The organism is Flavobacterium sp. Leaf82, from assembly GCF_001422725.1.
Taxonomy (GTDB): Bacteria; Bacteroidota; Bacteroidia; order Flavobacteriales; family Flavobacteriaceae; genus Flavobacterium.
Genome location: NZ_LMMA01000032.1, coordinates 722,491 through 742,493, shown reverse-complemented (window position 1 = coordinate 742,493; position 20,003 = coordinate 722,491). Strand labels below are relative to the sequence as shown.

General features: G+C 32.2%; 19 protein-coding genes. 6 read left to right on the top strand and 13 right to left on the bottom strand.

Features of this window, described 5'->3' with window-relative positions; genetic code table 11:
- Window positions 1-2 precede the first annotated feature (2 nt).
- Both ASF10_RS17755 and ligD read left to right on the top strand, forming a co-directional pair.
- Window positions 3-485 (top strand): hypothetical protein, encoded by a 483-nt coding sequence (locus tag ASF10_RS17755; RefSeq protein ID WP_056251904.1) that lies wholly within the window; start codon window positions 3-5, stop codon window positions 483-485.
- A complete protein-coding gene (gene ligD / locus ASF10_RS17750) occupies window positions 472-3,036 on the top strand; it encodes a DNA ligase D (protein ID WP_056251901.1) in 2,565 nt (854 codons plus the stop codon). The genes ASF10_RS17755 and ligD overlap by 14 nt, the downstream gene beginning before the upstream one ends.
- On the opposite strand, the gene ASF10_RS17745 is transcribed toward ligD, so the two are convergent.
- The 5 genes from ASF10_RS17745 to ASF10_RS17725 all read right to left on the bottom strand — a co-directional run bounded on the left by ASF10_RS17745 (window position 3,033) and on the right by ASF10_RS17725 (window position 6,807).
- A complete protein-coding gene (locus ASF10_RS17745) occupies window positions 3,033-3,803 on the bottom strand; it encodes a Ku protein (protein ID WP_056251898.1) in 771 nt (256 codons plus the stop codon). The two genes, ligD and ASF10_RS17745, sit on opposite strands and share 4 nt — an antisense overlap.
- Before the next feature lie 9 nt (window positions 3,804-3,812).
- On the bottom strand, window positions 3,813-4,181 hold the full coding sequence (locus tag ASF10_RS17740) for an STAS/SEC14 domain-containing protein (protein ID WP_056251895.1): 369 nt from the start codon (window positions 4,179-4,181) through the stop codon (window positions 3,813-3,815).
- 401 nt (window positions 4,182-4,582) lie between these two features.
- Complete coding sequence (locus tag ASF10_RS17735; protein ID WP_082472461.1) at window positions 4,583-5,341, bottom strand: alpha/beta fold hydrolase; 759 nt, start codon at window positions 5,339-5,341, stop codon at window positions 4,583-4,585.
- 33 nt (window positions 5,342-5,374) lie between these two features.
- On the bottom strand, window positions 5,375-5,848 hold the full coding sequence (locus tag ASF10_RS17730; RefSeq protein WP_056251892.1) for a hypothetical protein: 474 nt from the start codon (window positions 5,846-5,848) through the stop codon (window positions 5,375-5,377).
- 2 nt (window positions 5,849-5,850) lie between these two features.
- Window positions 5,851-6,807, bottom strand: a complete 957-nt coding sequence (locus ASF10_RS17725) for a heme-binding domain-containing protein (RefSeq protein WP_056251889.1) — start codon at window positions 6,805-6,807, stop codon at window positions 5,851-5,853.
- A gap of 332 nt (window positions 6,808-7,139) precedes the next feature.
- Between ASF10_RS17725 and ASF10_RS17720 the strand changes: the two genes are divergently transcribed.
- On the top strand, window positions 7,140-8,258 hold the full coding sequence (locus ASF10_RS17720) for a LytTR family transcriptional regulator (protein WP_056251886.1): 1,119 nt from the start codon (window positions 7,140-7,142) through the stop codon (window positions 8,256-8,258).
- 418 nt (window positions 8,259-8,676) lie between these two features.
- Here ASF10_RS17720 and ASF10_RS17715 read toward each other — a convergent pair whose 3' ends face one another.
- From ASF10_RS17715 to ASF10_RS17695, 5 genes are all read right to left on the bottom strand, one after another.
- On the bottom strand, window positions 8,677-11,091 hold the full coding sequence (locus ASF10_RS17715) for a TonB-dependent receptor (protein WP_198529603.1): 2,415 nt from the start codon (window positions 11,089-11,091) through the stop codon (window positions 8,677-8,679).
- Window positions 11,092-11,449: 358 nt separating this feature from the next.
- A complete protein-coding gene (locus ASF10_RS17710; RefSeq protein ID WP_056251882.1) occupies window positions 11,450-12,217 on the bottom strand; it encodes a methyltransferase domain-containing protein in 768 nt (255 codons plus the stop codon).
- A gap of 257 nt (window positions 12,218-12,474) precedes the next feature.
- A complete protein-coding gene (locus ASF10_RS17705) occupies window positions 12,475-13,284 on the bottom strand; it encodes a hypothetical protein (RefSeq protein ID WP_056251879.1) in 810 nt (269 codons plus the stop codon).
- Window positions 13,281-14,363, bottom strand: a complete 1,083-nt coding sequence (locus ASF10_RS17700; protein WP_056251876.1) for a PAAR-like protein — start codon at window positions 14,361-14,363, stop codon at window positions 13,281-13,283. Before ASF10_RS17700 ends, ASF10_RS17705 begins: the two co-directional genes overlap by 4 nt.
- The gene (locus ASF10_RS17695; RefSeq protein ID WP_056251871.1) at window positions 14,363-15,109 is read right to left on the bottom strand and encodes a hypothetical protein; all 747 of its coding nucleotides are present in this window, start codon (window positions 15,107-15,109) and stop codon (window positions 14,363-14,365) included. The genes ASF10_RS17700 and ASF10_RS17695 overlap by 1 nt, the downstream gene beginning before the upstream one ends.
- Window positions 15,110-15,549: 440 nt before the next feature.
- Between ASF10_RS17695 and ASF10_RS17690 the strand changes: the two genes are divergently transcribed.
- Window positions 15,550-15,963 (top strand): helix-turn-helix domain-containing protein, encoded by a 414-nt coding sequence (locus tag ASF10_RS17690; RefSeq protein WP_056251867.1) that lies wholly within the window; start codon window positions 15,550-15,552, stop codon window positions 15,961-15,963.
- 118 nt (window positions 15,964-16,081) lie between these two features.
- Here the strand turns inward: ASF10_RS17690 and ASF10_RS17685 are convergent, their stop codons facing one another.
- From ASF10_RS17685 to ASF10_RS17675, 3 genes are read right to left on the bottom strand one after another with little or no spacing between them, the layout of a single operon-like run.
- Window positions 16,082-16,468 carry a hypothetical protein gene (locus ASF10_RS17685; RefSeq protein WP_056251865.1) on the bottom strand — a complete coding sequence of 129 codons (387 nt, stop codon included), beginning with the start codon at window positions 16,466-16,468 and terminating at the stop codon, window positions 16,082-16,084.
- Between the two features lie 46 nt (window positions 16,469-16,514).
- On the bottom strand, window positions 16,515-17,315 hold the full coding sequence (locus ASF10_RS17680; protein ID WP_056251862.1) for a GIY-YIG nuclease family protein: 801 nt from the start codon (window positions 17,313-17,315) through the stop codon (window positions 16,515-16,517).
- A gap of 10 nt (window positions 17,316-17,325) precedes the next feature.
- Window positions 17,326-18,087 (bottom strand): Swt1 family HEPN domain-containing protein, encoded by a 762-nt coding sequence (locus ASF10_RS17675; protein WP_131726554.1) that lies wholly within the window; start codon window positions 18,085-18,087, stop codon window positions 17,326-17,328.
- A gap of 236 nt (window positions 18,088-18,323) precedes the next feature.
- On the opposite strand from ASF10_RS17675, the gene ASF10_RS17670 reads away from it, so the two are divergent.
- Both ASF10_RS17670 and ASF10_RS17665 read left to right on the top strand, forming a co-directional pair.
- Window positions 18,324-19,346, top strand: a complete 1,023-nt coding sequence (locus ASF10_RS17670) for a GlxA family transcriptional regulator (protein WP_082472460.1) — start codon at window positions 18,324-18,326, stop codon at window positions 19,344-19,346.
- A gap of 75 nt (window positions 19,347-19,421) precedes the next feature.
- Window positions 19,422-19,988 (top strand): cysteine hydrolase family protein, encoded by a 567-nt coding sequence (locus ASF10_RS17665; RefSeq protein ID WP_056251852.1) that lies wholly within the window; start codon window positions 19,422-19,424, stop codon window positions 19,986-19,988.
- Window positions 19,989-20,003 lie beyond the last annotated feature (15 nt).

The window sequence follows — 20,003 nt, the reverse complement described above, 5'->3', positions numbered from 1 at the left end:
CTATGGATATTTATGTTTTTTTACAACTAATAATAGTTTCGATCGCAGCAACATCTGCCATGACATTATTTAGTTACGCAGCATCTGCAAGCTTTCGGGAATTGTATAAAGAACCCGTTTTGCTCACCTTTATGCTAACTAAACTTAATATTAAATTACCGGAGCAAACAAAGGCAACATTAGCCTGGATACTCCATTATTTTATAGGTTTTCTTTTTGTAGCGGCGTATTATTTTTTATGGATAAGGGATATTTTGCCTATTTCATTTTTAACTGCTTTTTTACTAGGATTTGTAAGTGGGGTTATTGGTATTCTGGGCTGGATGATTATGTTTAAACTAAGTGATCATAAACCTGCAATCGATTTTAAAGGATATTATTTTCAGCTGTTGCTTGCCCACATCGTTTTTGGTCTTGTCGCAACGGCGGTTTATTCCCTTTCTATAACAATATTAATATTAGCGAAAACATATGTCACTGTCTAAATACAATCAAAAAAGAGATTTTAAACAAACTCAGGAACCAAAAGGCAAAGTCGAAAAATCAGCAAGCGAATTGATTTTTGTAGTTCAAAAACATGCTGCTTCGCATTTGCATTATGATTTTAGGCTTGAAATGGACGGCGTTCTTAAAAGCTGGGCGATTCCTAAAGGCCCGTCAATGAATCCTGATGACAAACGTCTGGCGATGATGGTCGAAGATCATCCGTACAGTTATAAAGATTTTGAAGGAACAATTCCTGCCGGAAATTACGGTGCCGGAAATGTTATCGTTTGGGATAATGGTACTTATACTCCGGATGAAAAAACAGCAAATCCTGAAAAAACACTCTTAAGCGATCTTAAAAAAGGACATTTAAGTTTTATTCTAAAAGGAAAAAAACTCAAAGGAGAATTCTCTTTAATAAAACTCAAAGGAAAACAGGAAAATGCGTGGTTACTGCTTAAAAAAAGTGATCCGCATGCTTCTGAAAGTGATGTTTTGAATAAAAATAAATCAGTTCTTTCTCAAAGAACATTAGAAGAACTGGAGAAAAATTCCAAAAAATTAAACGAAACCATCGAGAAAAAGAAAAGCGTCAAAAAAGAAAAGGCTTTAGAGGATGATTCTGCTCTGGAACCGGCTGTTTTCATTAAACCCATGCTTGCCACAATACGCGAAAAAGCATTTGATGATTCTCATTGGGTTTTCGAAAATAAATATGATGGTTATCGCGCAATAGCTGTAATTAATCCTGCTGATGTGCAATTATTTAGCCGAAATAAACTATCTTTTAACACCAATTTCAAACCCATTGCAGATGAATTACAGAAAATAGATCATATTGCAGTATTAGACGGCGAAATTGTTGTGGAAGATGAAAACGGAAAAGCAAATTTCCAGTTGCTTCAAAACTATCTTAAAACGGGTTTGGGAACTTTAAAATATTATGTTTTTGATTTACTGAATTTAGACGGAAACCTAATTACCGATTTATCCTTACTGGAAAGAAAAGAATTACTTAAAATTTTGCTGAATAAATATGGTTTTAAAAATGTTTTTTTCTCAGAACATACCGTCGAAAAAGGGTTGAATCAATTTGATCTTTCGATAAAAAGCAAAGGCGAAGGAATAATTGCAAAAAAAACTGACAGCACTTATATTTCTAATAAAAGAAGTACAGACTGGCTTAAAATTAAAATTTCGAATGAAGAAGAAGCCATAATTATTGGAATTACTGAACCTAAGAAATCCAGAAAATATTTTGGTGCGATTTTACTCGGACAATATTATGGAAAAAGACTTCAGTTTATTGGAAAATGCGGAACTGGATTTACAGATTCTACTCTTAAGGAATTGTATACGAGCTTAAAACCTTATTTTGTAAATGAATCTCCGCTCAACGAAAAAATTGCCCTGAAAGATGAAATTCAGTGGGTTAAACCTAAATTAGTCTGTCAGGTTAAATTCTCAGAATGGACAAATGACAAACATTTGAGACATCCTGTATATCTGGGTTTACGAATTGATAAAAAACCGAATGAGGTTTTTGTGCCTTCGAACATTAAATCTGATGTTGCACCGGAAACGAATTTAAAAGAGGATACAATGAAAGATAAACCAACTCAAAATACAGAAAACGATTATGATTTGAAAATAGGAAAAACCACTTTGCATCTTACTAATCAAAACAAGGTTTATTTTCCTGATAACGGAATTACCAAGGGAGAAATTGTGCAATATTATAATGAAGTGGCAGATTTGATCCTTCCCTATCTCAAAGATCGTCCGCAATCTATGAATCGTTTTCCTAACGGAATCAGCGGTGCCAGTTTTTATCAAAAAGATGTCGATGTTGATAAAGTCCCTGCCTGGCTAAAAACCAAGAAAGTTTTCTCAGAATCAAACGAAGAATATCTTAATTACCTGCTTTGCAATGATAAAGCAACACTATTGTATATGGCGAATTTAGGCTGTATCGAAATGAATCCGTGGAATTCAACCATCAAACACATCGAAAATCCGGATTGGCTTGTTATAGATATTGATCCTGAAAAAGATAATTTTGAAGAAGTTGTAAAAACAGCTTTAACCGTAAAAGAAGTGCTGGATGAACTGGAAACTGAGTGTTACTGCAAAACTTCTGGCGCAACCGGATTACATGTTTATATTCCGCTTGGAGCGCAATATGACTACGATTCTATCAAAATTTTAGGCGAATTACTGGCAACAGAAATACAATCGCGTTTGCCTGAAACAACTTCTCTGGAACGAAGTATCAAGAAAAGAAAGCATAAAATATATATTGATTATTTACAAAACCGACGCGGACAAACGCTCGCAGCGCCATATTCTGTAAGACCAAAACCGGGAGCAACAGTTTCGACACCGTTAGAATGGAGCGAAGTAAACCTGAAACTGCATCCGTCGCAATTTACCATTAAAAATGTGATGAAACGTTTTGAGAAAAAAGGAGATTTATGGCAGCCCGTTTTAGGTAAAGGTGCCAATATCAAAAAGATATTACACAAACTGGAAAATAGAAATCCCGATTAAGAGGATTTCTTTTTTTCCAGACTTGCTTTAAGCATCGCCATTAAATCATCGCTTTGTTTATGCACGACTTTTAATTTTGGAGCGGCTTGTTTCTTGCCTTTGGCTTTGTTTTTTATAATTTGCAAAAGCTTCGCAGTATATTCGTCTTTATAAGCACTAATATCAAATTTCTCTGTAAGCTGATCGATCAGTTTCTCGGCCATATCCATTTCTTTTGTCGCTTTTTTTGAAGCTGCAGGAAGTTTTAAATCTGATGGATCCCTGATTTCCTGTTCAAATCTGATTCTGTTTAATAAAATCACATTTTTATAAGGTTTTAAAATCGCCAGACTTTCCTTGTTTCGCAAAACAAAGCTCGTTACTCCTACTTTGCCGGATGCTTCAAGCGCATCCCTAAGCAAAGCATAAGCATTCATGGCGCCTTTATCAGGCTCAAGATAATACGGTTGTTCGTAGTAAATACTATTAATTTCTGTTTCTAAAGCAAAACTCTGGATATTAATAGTCTTTGTTTTTTCGGCATCGGCGGCTTCAAAATCAGCATCTTCAAGAATCACATATTTATCATCAATTTTATAGCCTTTTACAATACTGGCATAAGCAACTTCTTTGCCCGTATTTTCATTTACCCTTTTAAATTTAATGTTTGCATGATCCTTTTCATCCAGCATATCCATGTCAATACTGCTTTCCTGCACCGCAGAAAATATTTTAATGGGAATATTAATTAACCCAAAACTAATTGATCCCGTCCATATTGCTCTCATAACTTTATTTTATAAAATTGAATTTCCTTCGACCCATTTTAAGGCTTTATTGAAAGCTAACTTTTTAAAACCACGTAATTCACCCGTCGTATTGAATGTAAATCCGTCATTAAAATTAATTTCTTCAGAATCTGAAACAATGGCAACCCTGTTCCAGTTGTCAAATTGCTGTAATCCCAGAACGGCATCCTGAAACCAAACATTTTCAGTAAAATTCTGAACATCCGTATCCAGCGCAAATAAAAAATTAATTTCATTAGACTGTTTCGATAACCCTTCTAATTCAGGTAATATAACATTCTTAAAATCAGCAGTTGTAACCTGACCAAGTGCTCTAAAAGCAATTAAATTTTCAGCCGTTTCTATCTTGTGTATCATAATGATTATGGTATGTTTTGTTGTTCTAATATTTTCTTTTACAGAGGGTTAAAATTAATTCACAACCCATCAGAAAATCTTACACGATTATGGGCAGAGATTACAAAACTTCAATAATGTATTTATCAGGAAAACATTGCAAGATTATTTCAAGCAGACATTGCAGATTACAGCAGATTTTATTTCAATAATAATCCGCTCGAATCTGCATAAATCCTTTAAATCTATGTGAAAACTTTATTAATTAGAAAAGATAAATAGTTTCAAACAGCTATTCGGTATTATTAAAAATGAAATACCTTTTTTTTAATCCCTAAAAGCTATGTCACTATGTGTTTAAAAATAAAAAAGCTCCAAAATCAAACCGACTTTGGAGCTTTTAAATTAACCTTTATAAAAAATTATTTCTTTGCTGCAGCTTCTTCAATAATACGTAAAACTTCTGTTGGGTGCGAAAGCATTACAACATGGCTTGCTTCGATTTCTGTAGTTTTAGAATTAGCTCTTTTTGCCATAAATCTTTCTAGTTCCGGGCTTATTGCTTTATCGCTTTTTGCTAAAATATACCAGCTTGGTTTTGTTTTCCATGCAGGTTCTCCACTTTTATCAGCAAATACACCTTGTGCTGTAGGAGTTTGAGTTGCATGAATCAGGTTTTGGTCTTTTTCTTTAAGATCCTGTGCAAAAACGGTTTTTACTCCTTCTTTAGACAAATAAATAAAACCATCAACCGGTTCCAGATAATTACTCAAAGTAACTGCCGGACCTTGCGCAGATAATGATGGAAGTGTTTCTCCTAAATCAGGAACTAAAGCGGCTACAAAAACCAAACCTTTTACTTTAGGATCATTTCCGGCTTGTGTAATTACAAAACCTCCCCAGGAATGCCCTACTAAAATTACATTTCCTTTTGCCTGAGCGATTGCTCTTTTTGTAGCAGCAACATCATCAGCTAATGAAGTAATTGGATTTTGAACTGAAATTACCGGATATCCTTTTGCCTGCAAAGCGACAATTTGATTTGTAAAAGAGGATCCGTCAGCCCAGATTCCGTGTACAAAAATAATAGTTGGTTTAGTAGATGATGCTTCTTGCGAATACATTTTAATTGTACTAAAAGAGACCAAAAGTGCGAAAGCTAAAATTTTAATTGTTTTCATTTTTTAATTATTTAGTGTTTAATTTATTTATAGTTATGGCAGGATTGCCATTTTTTGTTTAAGTATTATTTTAATGCTGTGATTATTTCCCAGCGTGTCATTTTTAAGAGACATTCTATTTCCTTCAAATTTTTGATAACTGGAATTTTGATTTTCCGGCAGCCATTCTAAAATCTCCAGAGCTAATAATTTTCCGGGAATAATTGCACCAATCCAGTTAGGATCTGATTGTTGCTGCCAAGTAATCCGTACTAATTTTTCGCCTTTTTTTAAATCCCTTTTGTTAGCTCTGATTCTTTCTATTGCAATTTGATTTCCGTACAATAGTGATGTTGTCTGTTTTTTAATATTGATAGAAGAATTTATAACATGCAGACCTGAAACCTTATTCAGTAAAGCATCCGGAAGTGAAGCTTCGTTGTTCAAACCCTTATTACTCGTTTTATCTGAGCAGGAAAACAGAAAAAATAAAGAAAAAATTGCTGTAAAATATAATATCGTTTTCATATTTATTGACGTATTGGAAGTGTGAATACATAATCGTTTTTCTCCATAGGTTTATGGCAATTCATACATTCGATAACAAAATCAGCACTTTTACCATACGGAATCAATTCTGTTGTTTTGAATCTCGAAAATCCCCAACCATTTGTTTTCTTGTATTTAATATGATCCTTAATCATAAATTCTACTTGTTTAAAAGTGCCCTGAGAAATATTGCCGTCTTCATCTTCAATTTCATCATACGCAGCTTTGGCTATAATAGTACCATCCGGCCACGGACTAATTTTCTTTTCCCTGATTGCTTTTACGGCGATATCATTACCAAAAATTATACGCATTGTACCATTATCAAGACGTTGCGTTGTACTTATCACCGCCCAGTTTTTATAATTGGCTATATAAGCGATTCCGTTTGGAGCTTTTGGTATTTGTGCCAGTTTTTGAGCTTTCTTTATACCTTTTGTCTGCTGTTGTAATGCATTAATTTTTGCAGTATCCTGAGGTTTATTATTCACCCTTAAACTCCAAATATAATTTTGAAGCACTTTCAGGTCTTTTTGAGATACTTTTGCCTCTGGATGTGCAAATGTGTAACTCTCTAATGGCATTGCTCCCTGAGAAACCTGATTGACAGATTCCCATAGTTTTGCTTTTTGATCTGCCGGTGATAATTTATCCCATTCAGAAAAATTAAGTCCGTTTCTGCCGTCTTTTATATGTTGTGCTACCAACCAAGAAGCCGGAACTACTTTATCATACCAACTTAAATTAGTTTCATTAGAATGACAATCGTAACAAGAGTTTCTTAAAATAGTTTGTACTTCATGTGGTACTTTTAAATCTCCAGTAACCGGTGGATTTGTAATTTCAGGATGTATAAATTGTATTGCCGCAAAAATCACAACCAATATGGCTAAAGGAATCATGACAACTTTTCTTTTGTATATTTTTTGCTTTTTCATATCGTTGGTTTTTATGTAATCACTAAAATTGAAACTTGATTTAACCTTTAAAAATCAAAATCAGAGAGAATAAAAATGATCTCGTTTTGAAATTTGATACTGCAAATGAACGACTGTTTACCGCCTGAAATCAAAGAAAACTACGCGAAAGGGAAAAAATGAACTTAAAAGGGAATAAAAAGAAGGGAACAGAATTGGCTTTATCCCCAAAATAATAATTCGTGAAATTTTAATCTCTCTTTTGAAATTTTTGCTGCTTTTTTACCTTAAAAATAATTGCATCCAACCCATTATTATTAATTAAATTTGGCTGTTGAATACAAAACCTTCCCATGAAAAAAGACAAACTTTATCTTTTTACTTTTTTATCCTTAATCATTGTCGTTTACATCTGCGGTTATTTTAGCATGAACTATCTCGTAGGTTTAAGTACAGAACAATTTTTGAAAATACAGATCGAATCCAGTAAAAGAGAAGCCAAAGAAATGGCAAATCTGATTTCGTATCAGGCAGAACAAAACAAAGATAAACAAGTCATTATCAATAACGTACAGAGAAGCATTGAAAAAACCGACATGCAAACCGGTTTTATCTGTATGTTTGACCAGAACGGCAAAGAGATTTGTCACCCTAATCCGGCAAGAATTGGCGCGATGACATTGCCTAATGAATCTTATATTTCTAAAACGCATAACGAAGTAAACTCTGAGGACTTTTATAGCTATTTAAAAAATAAAACAGAAGGCGGCGGAGTTCGGAATTTTAATAATCCTGAGATCAATTCTGAAATTATTTACCTCTATCCCGTTAAAAACACCGATTGGATTATCGCCTCGCACGCCAATCTTCAAAGCATTAACAAACAAGTTCAGGATTTAAAATTCTACTTTATTATCGTTTACATCAGTACCGGAGCTTTGATTGTCTTGCTTTCTTTTTTTATGATCCGAATTTTTGGAAGCCGTTACGAAAGAAAACTGGAGCAGAAAAATGAAACCCTCTTTAATGAAGTTTTAAGCCTTTCGAAACTCAATTATGACCTGACGAGTTACAAATCGAAACTAGAATCGAATGAGCAGTCAAAAACTACAGATGTCTCTGCTCCTGCTTCAAATAAAAAACGGATTTTAACGAATCTGAAAAACGAAATCGTCACGCTCGAAATAGAACAAATCGCTTATATCTATATGGAAAATACGATCACTTACGTGAAAGATACAAACGGAAAAATCTCTACCAGTAACAGTAGTCTCGAAGAAATTTACAGCGAATTAGACAACACGATCTTTTTTAGGGCAAACAGACAATTTATTCTCGCCATAAAATCTATAGATAAGATTTTAAAATATGGCAACAATCAATTGAAAATTGAAGTTATACCAAAATCTGCGATCGATGTAATCATCAGTAAAAACAAAGCCGCCGAATTTAAAGCATGGCTGAATAAATAAAAAGAGCCCCAGCGGGGCGAAATATTTATAGAAAATAAAAAAAACATAATCATTTCAAGTCCCGGAGGGATGACATATTTATAGAAGACGACATATTTATAGAAAACGAAATATTTATAGAAAATAAAAAATCATAATCATTTTCAAGTCCCAGAGGGACGACATATTTATAGAAGACGACATATTTATAGAAAACGAAATATTTATAGAAAATAAAAAATCATAAGCATTTTCAAGTCCCGGAGGGACGACATATTTGTAGAAGACGACATATTATAGAAAATAAAAAATCATATTCATTTTCAAGTCCCAGAGGGACGACATATTTATAGAAGACGACATATTTATAGAAAATAAAAAGGGGAATATTTCAAAAATGAAATATTCCCCTTTTTCTATTATTTTAGAATTATTAACCTTAGAATTTAAATGTTACGTTTGCCGTAATACGTGTTGGATTTTGAGCCGCAAGTCTGTAAGACCAATATTTTTCATTCGTTAAATTATCTACTTTAAGACCAATTCTGTATTTCGGCTGATCGTAAAAAAGTGACGCATCTAATACCGTATATGACGGAATAGAAAATTTGAAAGTCGTTGTATTCGTCTGGTAATATTCGCTGCCATAAATACCTCCAAAACCAAATCCCAAACCTTGCGCAGCACCATTTACAACCCTGTAACTTGCCCATAAATTTGCCGTTCTTGGCGATCCGGCCGTTGTGGGACGTAAACCCTGAACACTGGCATTACTTTTCTCGTATTTACTGTCATTATACGTATAACCGGCGACAATATTTAATCCGGAAATTGGGTTGGCGATCAACTCCGCTTCAAAACCTTTACTGACCTGAGTTCCGTCCTGAATCGAAAAGTTCGCATGATCCGGATCATCACGTGTAATGTCTGTAACACTAATATCATAATAACTAAGCGTAGCCGATATTTTGCTTAAATCAAATTTAAAACCTCCCTCAAACTGATTCGCCTGATTAGGTTTGAACGTGTTTCCGTTAAAATCAGAACCGGAAACATTACTAAATCCGTTCATGTAATTACCAAAAACAGAGATTTTATCTTTCATAATTTGATATACCAATCCAAATTTTGGCGATAATGCCGTTTGGTTGTAGTTCCCTGCAATAGAATCTTTGCTTGGGTAATATGTTCCTTTATTTTCGTAACGATCCACACGAAGACCAGCCATTGCCAGTAATCTGTCTGTTACATTCAAAACATCAGAAACATAGGCGCTATAGGTGTTTTCATCATTCGATACAAAATTGTTGAATTTGGCATTAGCAAACATTGGCGCCACTTTTTCCAGATTAAAATTGTTATAAGCGTCACCCGGTTTTTTATAATTCAGTGCAGGCATATTTACAATTGCATCGTTACGTGTCGCACGCAAACTATAAAAATCCAAACCGGCAACTACCCTATTTTTAAGTTTGCCAATTTTAAAATTTCCAATAAAATTTTGTTGGATATCCGTTCCGTAAAAAGGAGATTCCTGATACGTAACCTGTTGTCTTAATGTTGTTGCAGACATCATTTGCAAAGCCACAACATAACCATCAGAAGATGATCTGGTTCTGGATAAAACAGTTTGAGAAGTCCATTGCTCTGACATTTTATATTTTAACTGAGCAAAAATATTGTATTGCTGGCTTGTATAATTGATCGTATTATTAGCAAATGATAATTTATACGGAATCTCAAGCTGTTCAATACTGCTTTCTGTTCCTTTTACTACAAACGGTGCCAGTCTGGTTGGCGAAGTCGCTTTGTAAATACTAAATTCAGCATCGATTAAAAGCGTTAAACGATCGTTTATTTCATACGAAAAACTTGGAGCAAAAGAAAAGTTTCTATTAAATCCCGCATCCTGAAAACTTCTCTCGCTATGCAAAGCCGTATTTATTCTTAACAAAGCAGTTTTATCGGCGTTTATTGGCGTATTTATATCAGCCGTTAATCGGTTTAGATCCCAACTTGCAGCAGAATAGGATATTTCACCTTTAAAAGTATCAAAAGGTTTTTTCGTCACACGGTTAAACAATCCGCCAAAAGAAGATAATGTACTCCCAAAAAGCGTTGCAGATGGTCCTTTGATTACCTCGATACGTTCCAGATTTGATGGGTCGATTGTAGTATACGTAAAACTTCCTACCCCATTTCTAACCACTTGTGGCGTTGGAAAACCTCTTGATATAGAAGTTGTACGACCTTGGTTTCTCACCTCAGCAATACCTGCACCGGGAACATTCTTAAAAGCACTATTATAATCTGTGATTACTTGCTCCTTCATTAATTCCTTGCTTACAATGATGTAAACCTGTGAATTTTCGATATTCTTTAAAGGCATTTTTGCCACATCGATACTTTCTTTCTTCGCAAAACGATTTCCTCCAGTTCGAATTACAACATCTTCAAGATTTTCAACAGATGAATTTACTCTGATATCTACCACAACTGATGAAGTTTCCGCACTAATTACGGCAGTTTCTGTAGAGGATGCATATCCTGACATTGTAACTTCAAGAGTATAAGTTCCCAAAGGCACTTTTTTAAACTCATAATTACCGGAAACATTGGTTACAGCGCTTTTATTAATCTCGATTAATTTTACAATAACACCCTGACCCGCATTTCCGTCATTGGTAATAATACTTCCCGAAATTTGTCCGGTTTGTTCGGTTTGAGCTTGTAGAAATCCTCCGCATAAAAGCGAAAGCAGCATAGTGATGAAAGCGCTTTTTTGTTTTAATGCAAAAAATATTGAATTAAAAGTTCTCCTAAAAGAGATCTTTGATAGTAGTATTGTTGTCATGCAATTCTTATTTAAACTGATTCTAAATTGAAGCGCAAATGAACAATATTTTTTCTTATATATCAACTGTATTTGTGTAATTTTTTTGCAGAAAAGTTACATTTAAAGAAACGTTGAAACCAAACTCAAACAAGTATTTAAGAATTTTATTACTTTAATAAAAGATTGGTGTGTGCTGAAAGACTATGTTTTTATTTAATTATTTTTCTCTCGCAGATTTGACAGATTAAGCAGATAATTCGCATCAATTCACGATTTCAAACTATGCGGTATTATTACAAGTGAAACGCCTTTTTTAAACAATCCTAAAAGCTATGTTTCTATGTGTTTAAAAAACTCACACAGATTAAGCAAACCACTACCCTTTCCTGCCGTAAAGCAAAATCCTTTTAAAAGAATAAATTGCCGGAAGCTTTGGAAAATATTCTGCGATTCTCTCTTTATAAATCTGGATAAAAAGTGCTTTCTGCTCGCCTTCCAAACGTTCTATATACGGAATCAAAGCAGAACCCGAAATAAAATTATAAAGCGTTTCGTGATCGTTCGCGATTATAGGATATACTTTTTGCAGGATCTGCAGCTCTTCGAGTCCGCCATCAAAGAGGATTTGTGCATAATTATCAATACTCAAAACCGGAGAATCTCTTTTGTAACCTTTTAGATAAGATTTAAAAGGCTCTTCATCAACCAAATCAGACAGTATTTTATTAAGTATATTTTCCGGCTGAACAGGCATTTGAACTGCAAATTGCCCTTTTGGATTAACCAATTTTATCAATTCTGTAAACAATGTTTCATGATCGTTGGACCATTGCAAAGCGGCGTTACTAAAAATTAGATCCCATTTTTCGCCAGATGCAATTGTTTCTTCTGTAGTTGTTTTTCTAAAATGCAAATTATCCGTTTCTAAAGCCTTTGATTGTTCGAGCATTTCTATCGAAGAATCGACGCCCAGAAAATCTGCATCTTTAAATTTATCCGCTAGAATAGCTGTTTGTTCGCCCGTTCCGCAACCCAAATCAATCGCTTTCATTCCATTTACGGGTTTAATAAATTCGGTCAAATCATAAAATGGCTGATAACGAATATTTTTAAACTTATTATAAATCTCTGGATTCCAAGGCATTTGTCTCTATTTATTTTTTATTTTGATCTGATAAAAGTTCCCGATCAAACCAAAACTGGGTTATTATGACTAAGATACAAAATTTGTTTACTATATATCTTGTCTCGTATCTTTTATATAATCTCTAAACTGCTGTTCCCAAATTGGGCTTTCATAGCATATTCCTACATATAAATCTGTCTTCCTTATGATTACTTTCTAATCAAAAATTTTTGAATTCTTTTGTTGTTTTCATATAATAGTAATCAAATATTCCATTAAAGTTTATAAAACCATTTTGAGTTTTTTCTATCAAATAAATCATAAAGCATTATAATACCTGTTTCTTTTACCAACTCTGTTTGTTCTTTTGATTGCTTTAACTTCACATAATGCTCTTTATCAATTTCAAATTTATCATTCCTTAAAGAATGTAAAGTGATTTTTCTTTTATTGAAATCCCAATTCATATAATCTAACAAACCATCATTATTAAAATCTCCAAAACAATCATTATTCGATGTATATCCATCAATAAAAGCAAAAGAATTTACAATGTCTTTATTTTCTACCTGTAATAAAATCCAATAATTTCGTTCTAAGTTTCTAAAAAATCTTCTATCTTTTGCTGATAATAAAATAAAATCTTGTCCATTAAATTTAAAGAAATCAATGCTACTTGTAAAAACAATATAAACTTCATTTGAGTTTATTAGTTTATCTAAATTCATTTTTAAAAGTGAACTGATATTTATTTTTTTATCATAAAATTGAATATATTCTCCATTTCCGACATCTAAGCTATTTGGAATAGAATCATAACAACCATGGTATATTGGGAAAGTGTCACTTATTTTTATAGAATAAATCTTAGATCCAATATTTTTAGCCTCAACAATAGCTGAAATTCGATCATCGTAAATTTGATATCCATTTCCTAAGCTTATATCTTTAAATACTATTTTCTCATTTCTTAACTTATCAAAACTAAATTCCTGATAATATTTGTGTTGAGTAAAATTGCTAAAAAAAAATATAAAAACTAGACTTACTAATACATATATTCTCTTTATATTAAAATCTTTCATAATGTTATAATTTTAGCTTGTCCTGTATATTGTTTTTTTAATTTAAAAAATCTATGCCAATACTTTGATCCTATAGGCAGATTTAATTGCATCTCGCCAGAACCTTTTCCTCCGCGCCATTGGTTGGAACCATTTGTTGGATCATTGTCAGGCTGTAATTGTGTTTTGAATACTGCCGCAATTTCTCCAATCATATCAGAAGTCATTTTTGAAAAATCTTTTCTTGTATCCCAAAATGATTTACCACTTTGATTTTCATATCCTCCTGACAAGTACTTATCTTTATCTAATCTTCTTACTTTTTGTGTAACGGGATCAGTATCTTGCATACCGTAGAAATACATGTTTTTTTCACTTTTGGCTACTTTCTGGAAATTATTCATTGCATATGCATAATATTCTGGTATGTAACCTTTTCCTTCTGCGTAGGCCCAATTTGCCCTATCTAAAAGCTGAGTATTATTCAATCCATATTTTTCAGTGAAATAAATGACTTTTTCTTTCTCAACATTCTTTCCTTTTTCCAATTCTAAAAATGATAATTGATCCGTAATATAAACATTTTCACCTGAACTTATTTTACCTAAATAAATTCCATCATTACTATAAAAATATCCATTTACATATACTATCGGTGTATATTCAGGAACCGGCGCGCACAAAGTATCCAGATTTGTAATTACATTTCGTTGTCCGCAATCCCAAATCGTGATGTCAACTCCTCCGTATTCGCATTTTATAGTGCTGCGTAAAAGTACTGCCAGTTCATCCTGAAAATAAACGGTTCCGGGATTTTTCCATTCTCCCAGTTTCATTACAGAGGCGCAAGGGCTGGAATTCATAAAGCTTTTTTTGCAATTACCCTTAAATATCAAGCTTCTCATATCTTTCTCGACAACTGTAACAACACGTTTTTCTTGTATACTTGGCGTATCATAATTTGCCTTTAAATCTCCCACAGGAATAGTACAGGAATTGCATTTAATTTTGGCACCGTTAATAACAAATTTTAAACCATTTTTAGCTTCCTGCTTTTCCTCTCTTTCCTTTCGTCGTAAATTATTATCCGGTTTTGCCATTACACTGATGTTTTATAAAGGTTATATACAAGAGTGTTTTTCTCTTTTTCTATTTCTATTGTGGCAAAATTTATTTGATCTTCTCTATATTCTATAATGCCCTGATATTTTATAAAGTTGCTATTTTCATTGCTCTGTACCGGTGCTCCTTTTATTGCATACGTAATGAATTTTTCGTCTTTTGGATAAAAGCGTTCTGTCATCAATGTTTTTCCACAATCAATTAGTTTTCTTTTTTGCTCAATATCATAAGAGTTTCTGTATAAGCTCGAAAAATACAATCCGTAGATTTTAAGGTCCGAAAAAAAGGAAATCAGTCGTCGTTCCTCTTTTAATAAATCTGTAATATTTTGCATATATGTTTCTACAGTACGGCCTTCGTTATCGATTGCCAACTTTGTATGCATCGTTTTCCATCGATCCTGTAATTCTTTAAAATTTAAGATGCTGATGATTTTTCCGTAATCATTTATTTCTACCTCTACTTCGTCGAAAACGGATCCTACTTCTTCAAGAAAAAAAATGTTTCCTGTAGACATATTACTTTTGATTTTTATATCCGAAATAAACAACTGAAGCAGCATATCATTTCCGTCGCGTTTGAATCTGGTAATAGAAACGTTCCTTGTATAATTTATTTTTTTCACCGTTTTAGGATTTGAAAAGTCTGTAGAGATGTTTTCAAATAAAAATTCATTTGTTTTATCAAGTTCCGGCAGGATAATATTGTAGTCTAAATAATTCATCTTTTTTTGGTTTTGATCTTGATAATTTTTTACCTGTATGATGATGATTTATCAATATCATTTTTACAAATAAGAATTAAGTAAAGCTCAAAAAACAAAATGCTTTAATTGGCCAGAAGAAGTTATATGAACGACAGAATACGGTATTTTTCAGATAAAATAATATAGATAATTTAACCTTTAAAACTGTATTAAATCTTACAATCGCATTTTGGATTTTACAGAAAGAAGTAACAAATTGTGATGTAACAAATCATTTTGACAGTTGCCGATTAGATAAAAAGCTTTAACTTTTTGGCTTTTAACCATTTCATGTCTCAAAAATCGTACTTTTGTTTAGCAGAAAATTGTTTATACCAAATCATTTTGCTTGTATCGTACCCGGCAAAATATGTTTTTTATATATTGCCTGTTATTACCCTTAATATTATCTTTGAATTATGAGCACACTAACAAAACAAAATCATATAGGGCGAAAAATTAGCCGTATTCGTGAACTTCGTGATATGAAACAAGAAGCTTTGGCACAGGCTTTAGGGATAAGTCAGCAAACGATATCTGCTCTGGAAAACAGCGAAACTATAGACGATGATAAACTTTTAGATGTAGCAAATGCTTTGGGAGTAAGTGTTGAAGCGATTAAAAGCTTTTCAGATGAAGGCATAATTAATTATTTCAATAGCTTTAATAACTTTAATGATAATACTTCTACAACCTTCAATAATCATTGTACGTTCAATCCTTTAGATAAGTTGGTTGAATCTTACGAAGAAAATAAAAAACTTTATGAACGTTTAGTTCAGGCTGAAAAAGACAAAGTTGAATTTTTACAAAATATATTAAACAATAAATAATACTTTGTAAAGACATATATAAAAGAAAAAGAGACTTGTGGGTCTCTTTTTTTATGCGGGATTGTTTGATTTAGTTTTTTGGAATGGATTGTAAATGCGGGTTATCAGGATGTAGAAATTAAAAGAAAAACTTTGTCCAAAATACATCTACTTCTGATGCAAAATCCGCAAATAATAGATTTCTATTTAATTTGTCATAAATAAAAATACTTTTTCGATAATCATTTCTAAAAATGTCTTTTTCAGTAGAAATGCAATAATACCAAATACAATTTATTCCATTATAAGACTTCTCCTCGATCTTTTCAATTTTTCTTATTAAATCTTTTCGATTATTATCAAGATATTTCTTTAAGACTATTTCTGATTCACTTATTAAAATATTCATTTCACGATCTTTACTTACAACTTCCAATTCTTTTATTAAAAGAGAACTTGATTTTAATTCTTGTGCATTTATCGAATTAGAGATAAATATTAAAACTAACAATTTTATTAATTTCATTTATTTTGCTTTATTTTTATCAACTGTTTAAATACTCATAACATATTCACGGTAATGAATTATAGTTTGTAAAATTCATATAATCTTCAATTTCTTTTAAATTTTGAAGAGTTAACTTAAACCATTCACCCCGAATTCTTCTATCGTTATACTTTTTATGCAATTTTTTTTCAATTTCTTTATTGCAACACCATAAAGCAATTAGATGTATCTTAGGTTCTTGTGAATGAAGAGTTTTTTCTCTGTATAAAGGTTTTTTACTAGTGCCTATTTTAATTAATGATGTATCTTTATTTATCATTAAATAAACATAATCATTACCGTCTAGAGGAGCTATTTTATAATTATTATTAAAAAAATCTCTATAAAATTGTACTTTATCAATTAGTTCCAATTTTTGAAAACCTCGTTTTGGGTTTCCTATAAATAAAAGTTCCTTCCCTTCGAATTTTTGTACTTCAATAGACGTTATCGTAAAAAAACCTGTTTTTTCTAAAAATGTTCTTAATTGTGATTGAAATGTATTGAAAGTATCTATCGTATCTAAATCATCGTAATTATCAGTAAGCATATTACAAAAACGAAAAAGAAGTTGAAAATAATCTTGATCATCCAAATTCAAACAAATAATGTCACCTTTTAATTTCTTATCATTATTAATGTAAGCCATCCTTGTCGCAAGACCAATTTCATCATCAATAAGTTCAACTACAAAACAATGTCTTTCTAATTTTGTTAAAACATTATTTATTTGACCATTATCAATTCTATCAAATTGGAAAATATCATTCGATGATAAGGTAAAGCAAACTTCATTGAATCTATCTACAATATCGGTATCTTTCATAAATATCAGTTTAAAGTTTTAATTGAGTTGTTATTATTTTATAAAATACTTTTAAAGAATCTCTTTCATCTTGACCAACATAACTGTTATGAGCAACTAAGCATCTAACTTTATATAATTCTTCAATCATTACATTTAGCCAATGTTCATTCTGTTTTGGAAAATATTTTCCGAAAACTGCCCAATTTGATATAATAATTTTACCTAACTCAATAAAATCGCAATAAAACAAATTATTTCCACCTCTTATAGGGAGATATTTACTTTCATTTTCACTTTTTTTTAATTTGTTAATAGTTTCCTGCACTTTTTTAGGAATAGAAAAGACCTCTAATTTCATTATTTCTTCAATAAAAATTCTTAGAGAATTTTCAATACAATATAAGTATAAATAAATTTCTGCCATTTCTCTTCCTTTATCTTGTATATCTTGGGGAAGTAAATTTAAATGACCAAAATTAACTTTTTGTTCAATTTCTTGAATAGAGTCCAATAAAGAATCATTTTCATTAATTAATGGATAAAAAATTTGATTAATGTATTTTCGCCTTTCTGCATACCCACCTTTTTCCTGCATTTCTCTCCTAAATTCTTTAAGCGATGTACAAGTTTTTAATTCTTTGGGCCTGTTTGCCATATATTTTGATACAGATCCTAATTCTTTTCTTAATGATGTATACTCTTCTTCTTTATCATTATCTATCATAACATCTGTGGAAATACTATTCAATAGATTTTTTAATCTCTCAATTTTTTCAATGTAATTCATCATTTTTATTATTCTAAATAATTATTTCTTTTTAATATTTTAATATTTGGATTTAGATTTAGATTAGATAATTTATTTATTATTATTTGTTACATCTTATCATTTAAAAGAAACAAATATCAGCATTCACCAATTCCCTACTTTACGGAAATCCATAATCCACTAAAATTTATTTTAAACAAGTATAACAACTAAATAAAAACCTAACAATACGTATTTATACGGGTTTTAAAAGAAGCATGAAAAACAGAATTAAACCATTATTTTTGTTTCTACTAAAAGCGTTTAGAAACTCTAAAATGGAAAAAGCGATATCTACGGTTTATTTTTACATTCCCAGGCAAGTTACTTTACTTGATTTGAGTGGCGTTTTGCAGGTATTTCAGGAAGCGATACTTTTAGGGTTCGAATATAAGCTACAGTTTATCAGCAGTCAATCGTCTGTAATTTGTTCTTCGGGATTAGAATTGGCGTCGCTTACTCACTTTTCTAAAACAAAACCGCAGAAAGAGGATATTATTTTTATTTCGGGATTTAGTACGCACCAAATCGATTTGAATCATGAAGATCCTTCTTTTTTTGAATGGCTTCAGGAAATAAACGCCAATCAAATCACGATTTGCAGTATTTGTTCCGGAGCGTTTCTTTTGGCGAAAGCCGGACTTTTAGATCACAAACAATCTACAACGCATTGGAAACTTGTTGATAAACTCCAAAAAGATTTTCCGCTTACACAAACGCAAAACAATACTTTGTTCTCGCAATCCGGAAATATTTATACCAGCGCCGGAATCACAACCGGAATTGATCTGGCTTTGCATATTATCGAAGAACGCCACGGCAAACAAACTGCCGCTGTAATTGCCAAAGAATTGGTGGTCTATAAAAGAAGACACGGAAATGACGAACAGGAAAGTGTTTATTTGCAAAACCGAAACCATCACGACGAAAAAATCCATATTGTTCAGGACTGGATTATTTCGAATATCGATAAAACGTCGACAATTGATTTTCTTGCTGATTTAATACATATTGGTTCCAGAAACCTGACCCGCATTTTTAAGAAACAAACCGGAATTACTATCGCCGAATACCGAACAAAACTAAGAATCGAAAAAGCCAAAAGTCTGCTCACTAATACAGATTATAAAATAGAACATATTGCACATTTATGCGGTTATAAAACCTCTAAACAATTGCGTATTGTTCTCGAAACCCATCTGGATGCTTTGCCTACAACGATAAAAAACAGATTGTCTTAAAACGACTATTGTTTGTCCTTTTTTGATTGAGAATACAAAAGTAAATTTGCGTCTAACAATCTAATTTATAAAAAGATGAAGCTTAGAGACCAAAATACTGCCTTGATTTTAATTGATGTTCAAAAAGGTTTTAATGAAGAGGATTATTGGGGCGGAAATCGAAATAATAAAGATGCCGAAACGAAAATGTCCCAGATTCTCGAAGAATGGCGAAATTATAAACTGCCTGTTTTTCATATCGTTCACAGTTCTGTACATCCGGATTCGAGATTGCACAATTCAAATCCGGGATTCGAAATAAAAGACGAAGTAAAACCTATTCCTGGCGAACCTGTAATTACAAAAAATGTCAACAGCGCATTTATAGGAACAGATTTAAAAGAGCAATTAGACGCAATGGGAATTCAGAAACTGGTTATTGTGGGTCTTACCACCAATCATTGCGTTTCTACGACGACCAGAATGGCGGGAAATTTAGGGTTTGACGTTTATTTAATTGCTGATGCAACCGCAACCTTTGACCGAATTGGTATCAACGGCGAAAAATATGATTCGGAGTTGGTGCATCAAGTATCGCTTGCAAGTTTACATCGTGAATTTGCAGAAGTTATGAATACCCAAACATTGCTTGAATTAGTTTAAAAATAAAAAAAATCC

Coding starts and splice junctions, on each gene's coding strand:
- ASF10_RS17690 (WP_056251867.1), top strand. CDS start 15,550: ATGAGCACACTAACAAAACAAAATCATATAGGGCGAAAAATTAGCCGT.
- ASF10_RS17715 (WP_198529603.1), bottom strand. CDS start 11,091: ATGACAACAATACTACTATCAAAGATCTCTTTTAGGAGAACTTTTAAT.
- ligD (WP_056251901.1), top strand. CDS start 472: ATGTCACTGTCTAAATACAATCAAAAAAGAGATTTTAAACAAACTCAG.
- ASF10_RS17675 (WP_131726554.1), bottom strand. CDS start 18,087: ATGATGAATTACATTGAAAAAATTGAGAGATTAAAAAATCTATTGAAT.
- ASF10_RS17665 (WP_056251852.1), top strand. CDS start 19,422: ATGAAGCTTAGAGACCAAAATACTGCCTTGATTTTAATTGATGTTCAA.
- ASF10_RS17740 (WP_056251895.1), bottom strand. CDS start 4,181: ATGATACACAAGATAGAAACGGCTGAAAATTTAATTGCTTTTAGAGCA.
- ASF10_RS17700 (WP_056251876.1), bottom strand. CDS start 14,363: ATGGCAAAACCGGATAATAATTTACGACGAAAGGAAAGAGAGGAAAAG.
- ASF10_RS17695 (WP_056251871.1), bottom strand. CDS start 15,109: ATGAATTATTTAGACTACAATATTATCCTGCCGGAACTTGATAAAACA.
- ASF10_RS17685 (WP_056251865.1), bottom strand. CDS start 16,468: ATGAAATTAATAAAATTGTTAGTTTTAATATTTATCTCTAATTCGATA.
- ASF10_RS17735 (WP_082472461.1), bottom strand. CDS start 5,341: ATGAAAACAATTAAAATTTTAGCTTTCGCACTTTTGGTCTCTTTTAGT.
- ASF10_RS17680 (WP_056251862.1), bottom strand. CDS start 17,315: ATGAAAGATACCGATATTGTAGATAGATTCAATGAAGTTTGCTTTACC.
- ASF10_RS17720 (WP_056251886.1), top strand. CDS start 7,140: ATGAAAAAAGACAAACTTTATCTTTTTACTTTTTTATCCTTAATCATT.
- ASF10_RS17705 (WP_056251879.1), bottom strand. CDS start 13,284: ATGAAAGATTTTAATATAAAGAGAATATATGTATTAGTAAGTCTAGTT.
- ASF10_RS17710 (WP_056251882.1), bottom strand. CDS start 12,217: ATGCCTTGGAATCCAGAGATTTATAATAAGTTTAAAAATATTCGTTAT.
- ASF10_RS17755 (WP_056251904.1), top strand. CDS start 3: ATGGATATTTATGTTTTTTTACAACTAATAATAGTTTCGATCGCAGCA.
- ASF10_RS17745 (WP_056251898.1), bottom strand. CDS start 3,803: ATGAGAGCAATATGGACGGGATCAATTAGTTTTGGGTTAATTAATATT.
- ASF10_RS17730 (WP_056251892.1), bottom strand. CDS start 5,848: ATGAAAACGATATTATATTTTACAGCAATTTTTTCTTTATTTTTTCTG.
- ASF10_RS17725 (WP_056251889.1), bottom strand. CDS start 6,807: ATGAAAAAGCAAAAAATATACAAAAGAAAAGTTGTCATGATTCCTTTA.
- ASF10_RS17670 (WP_082472460.1), top strand. CDS start 18,324: ATGAAAAACAGAATTAAACCATTATTTTTGTTTCTACTAAAAGCGTTT.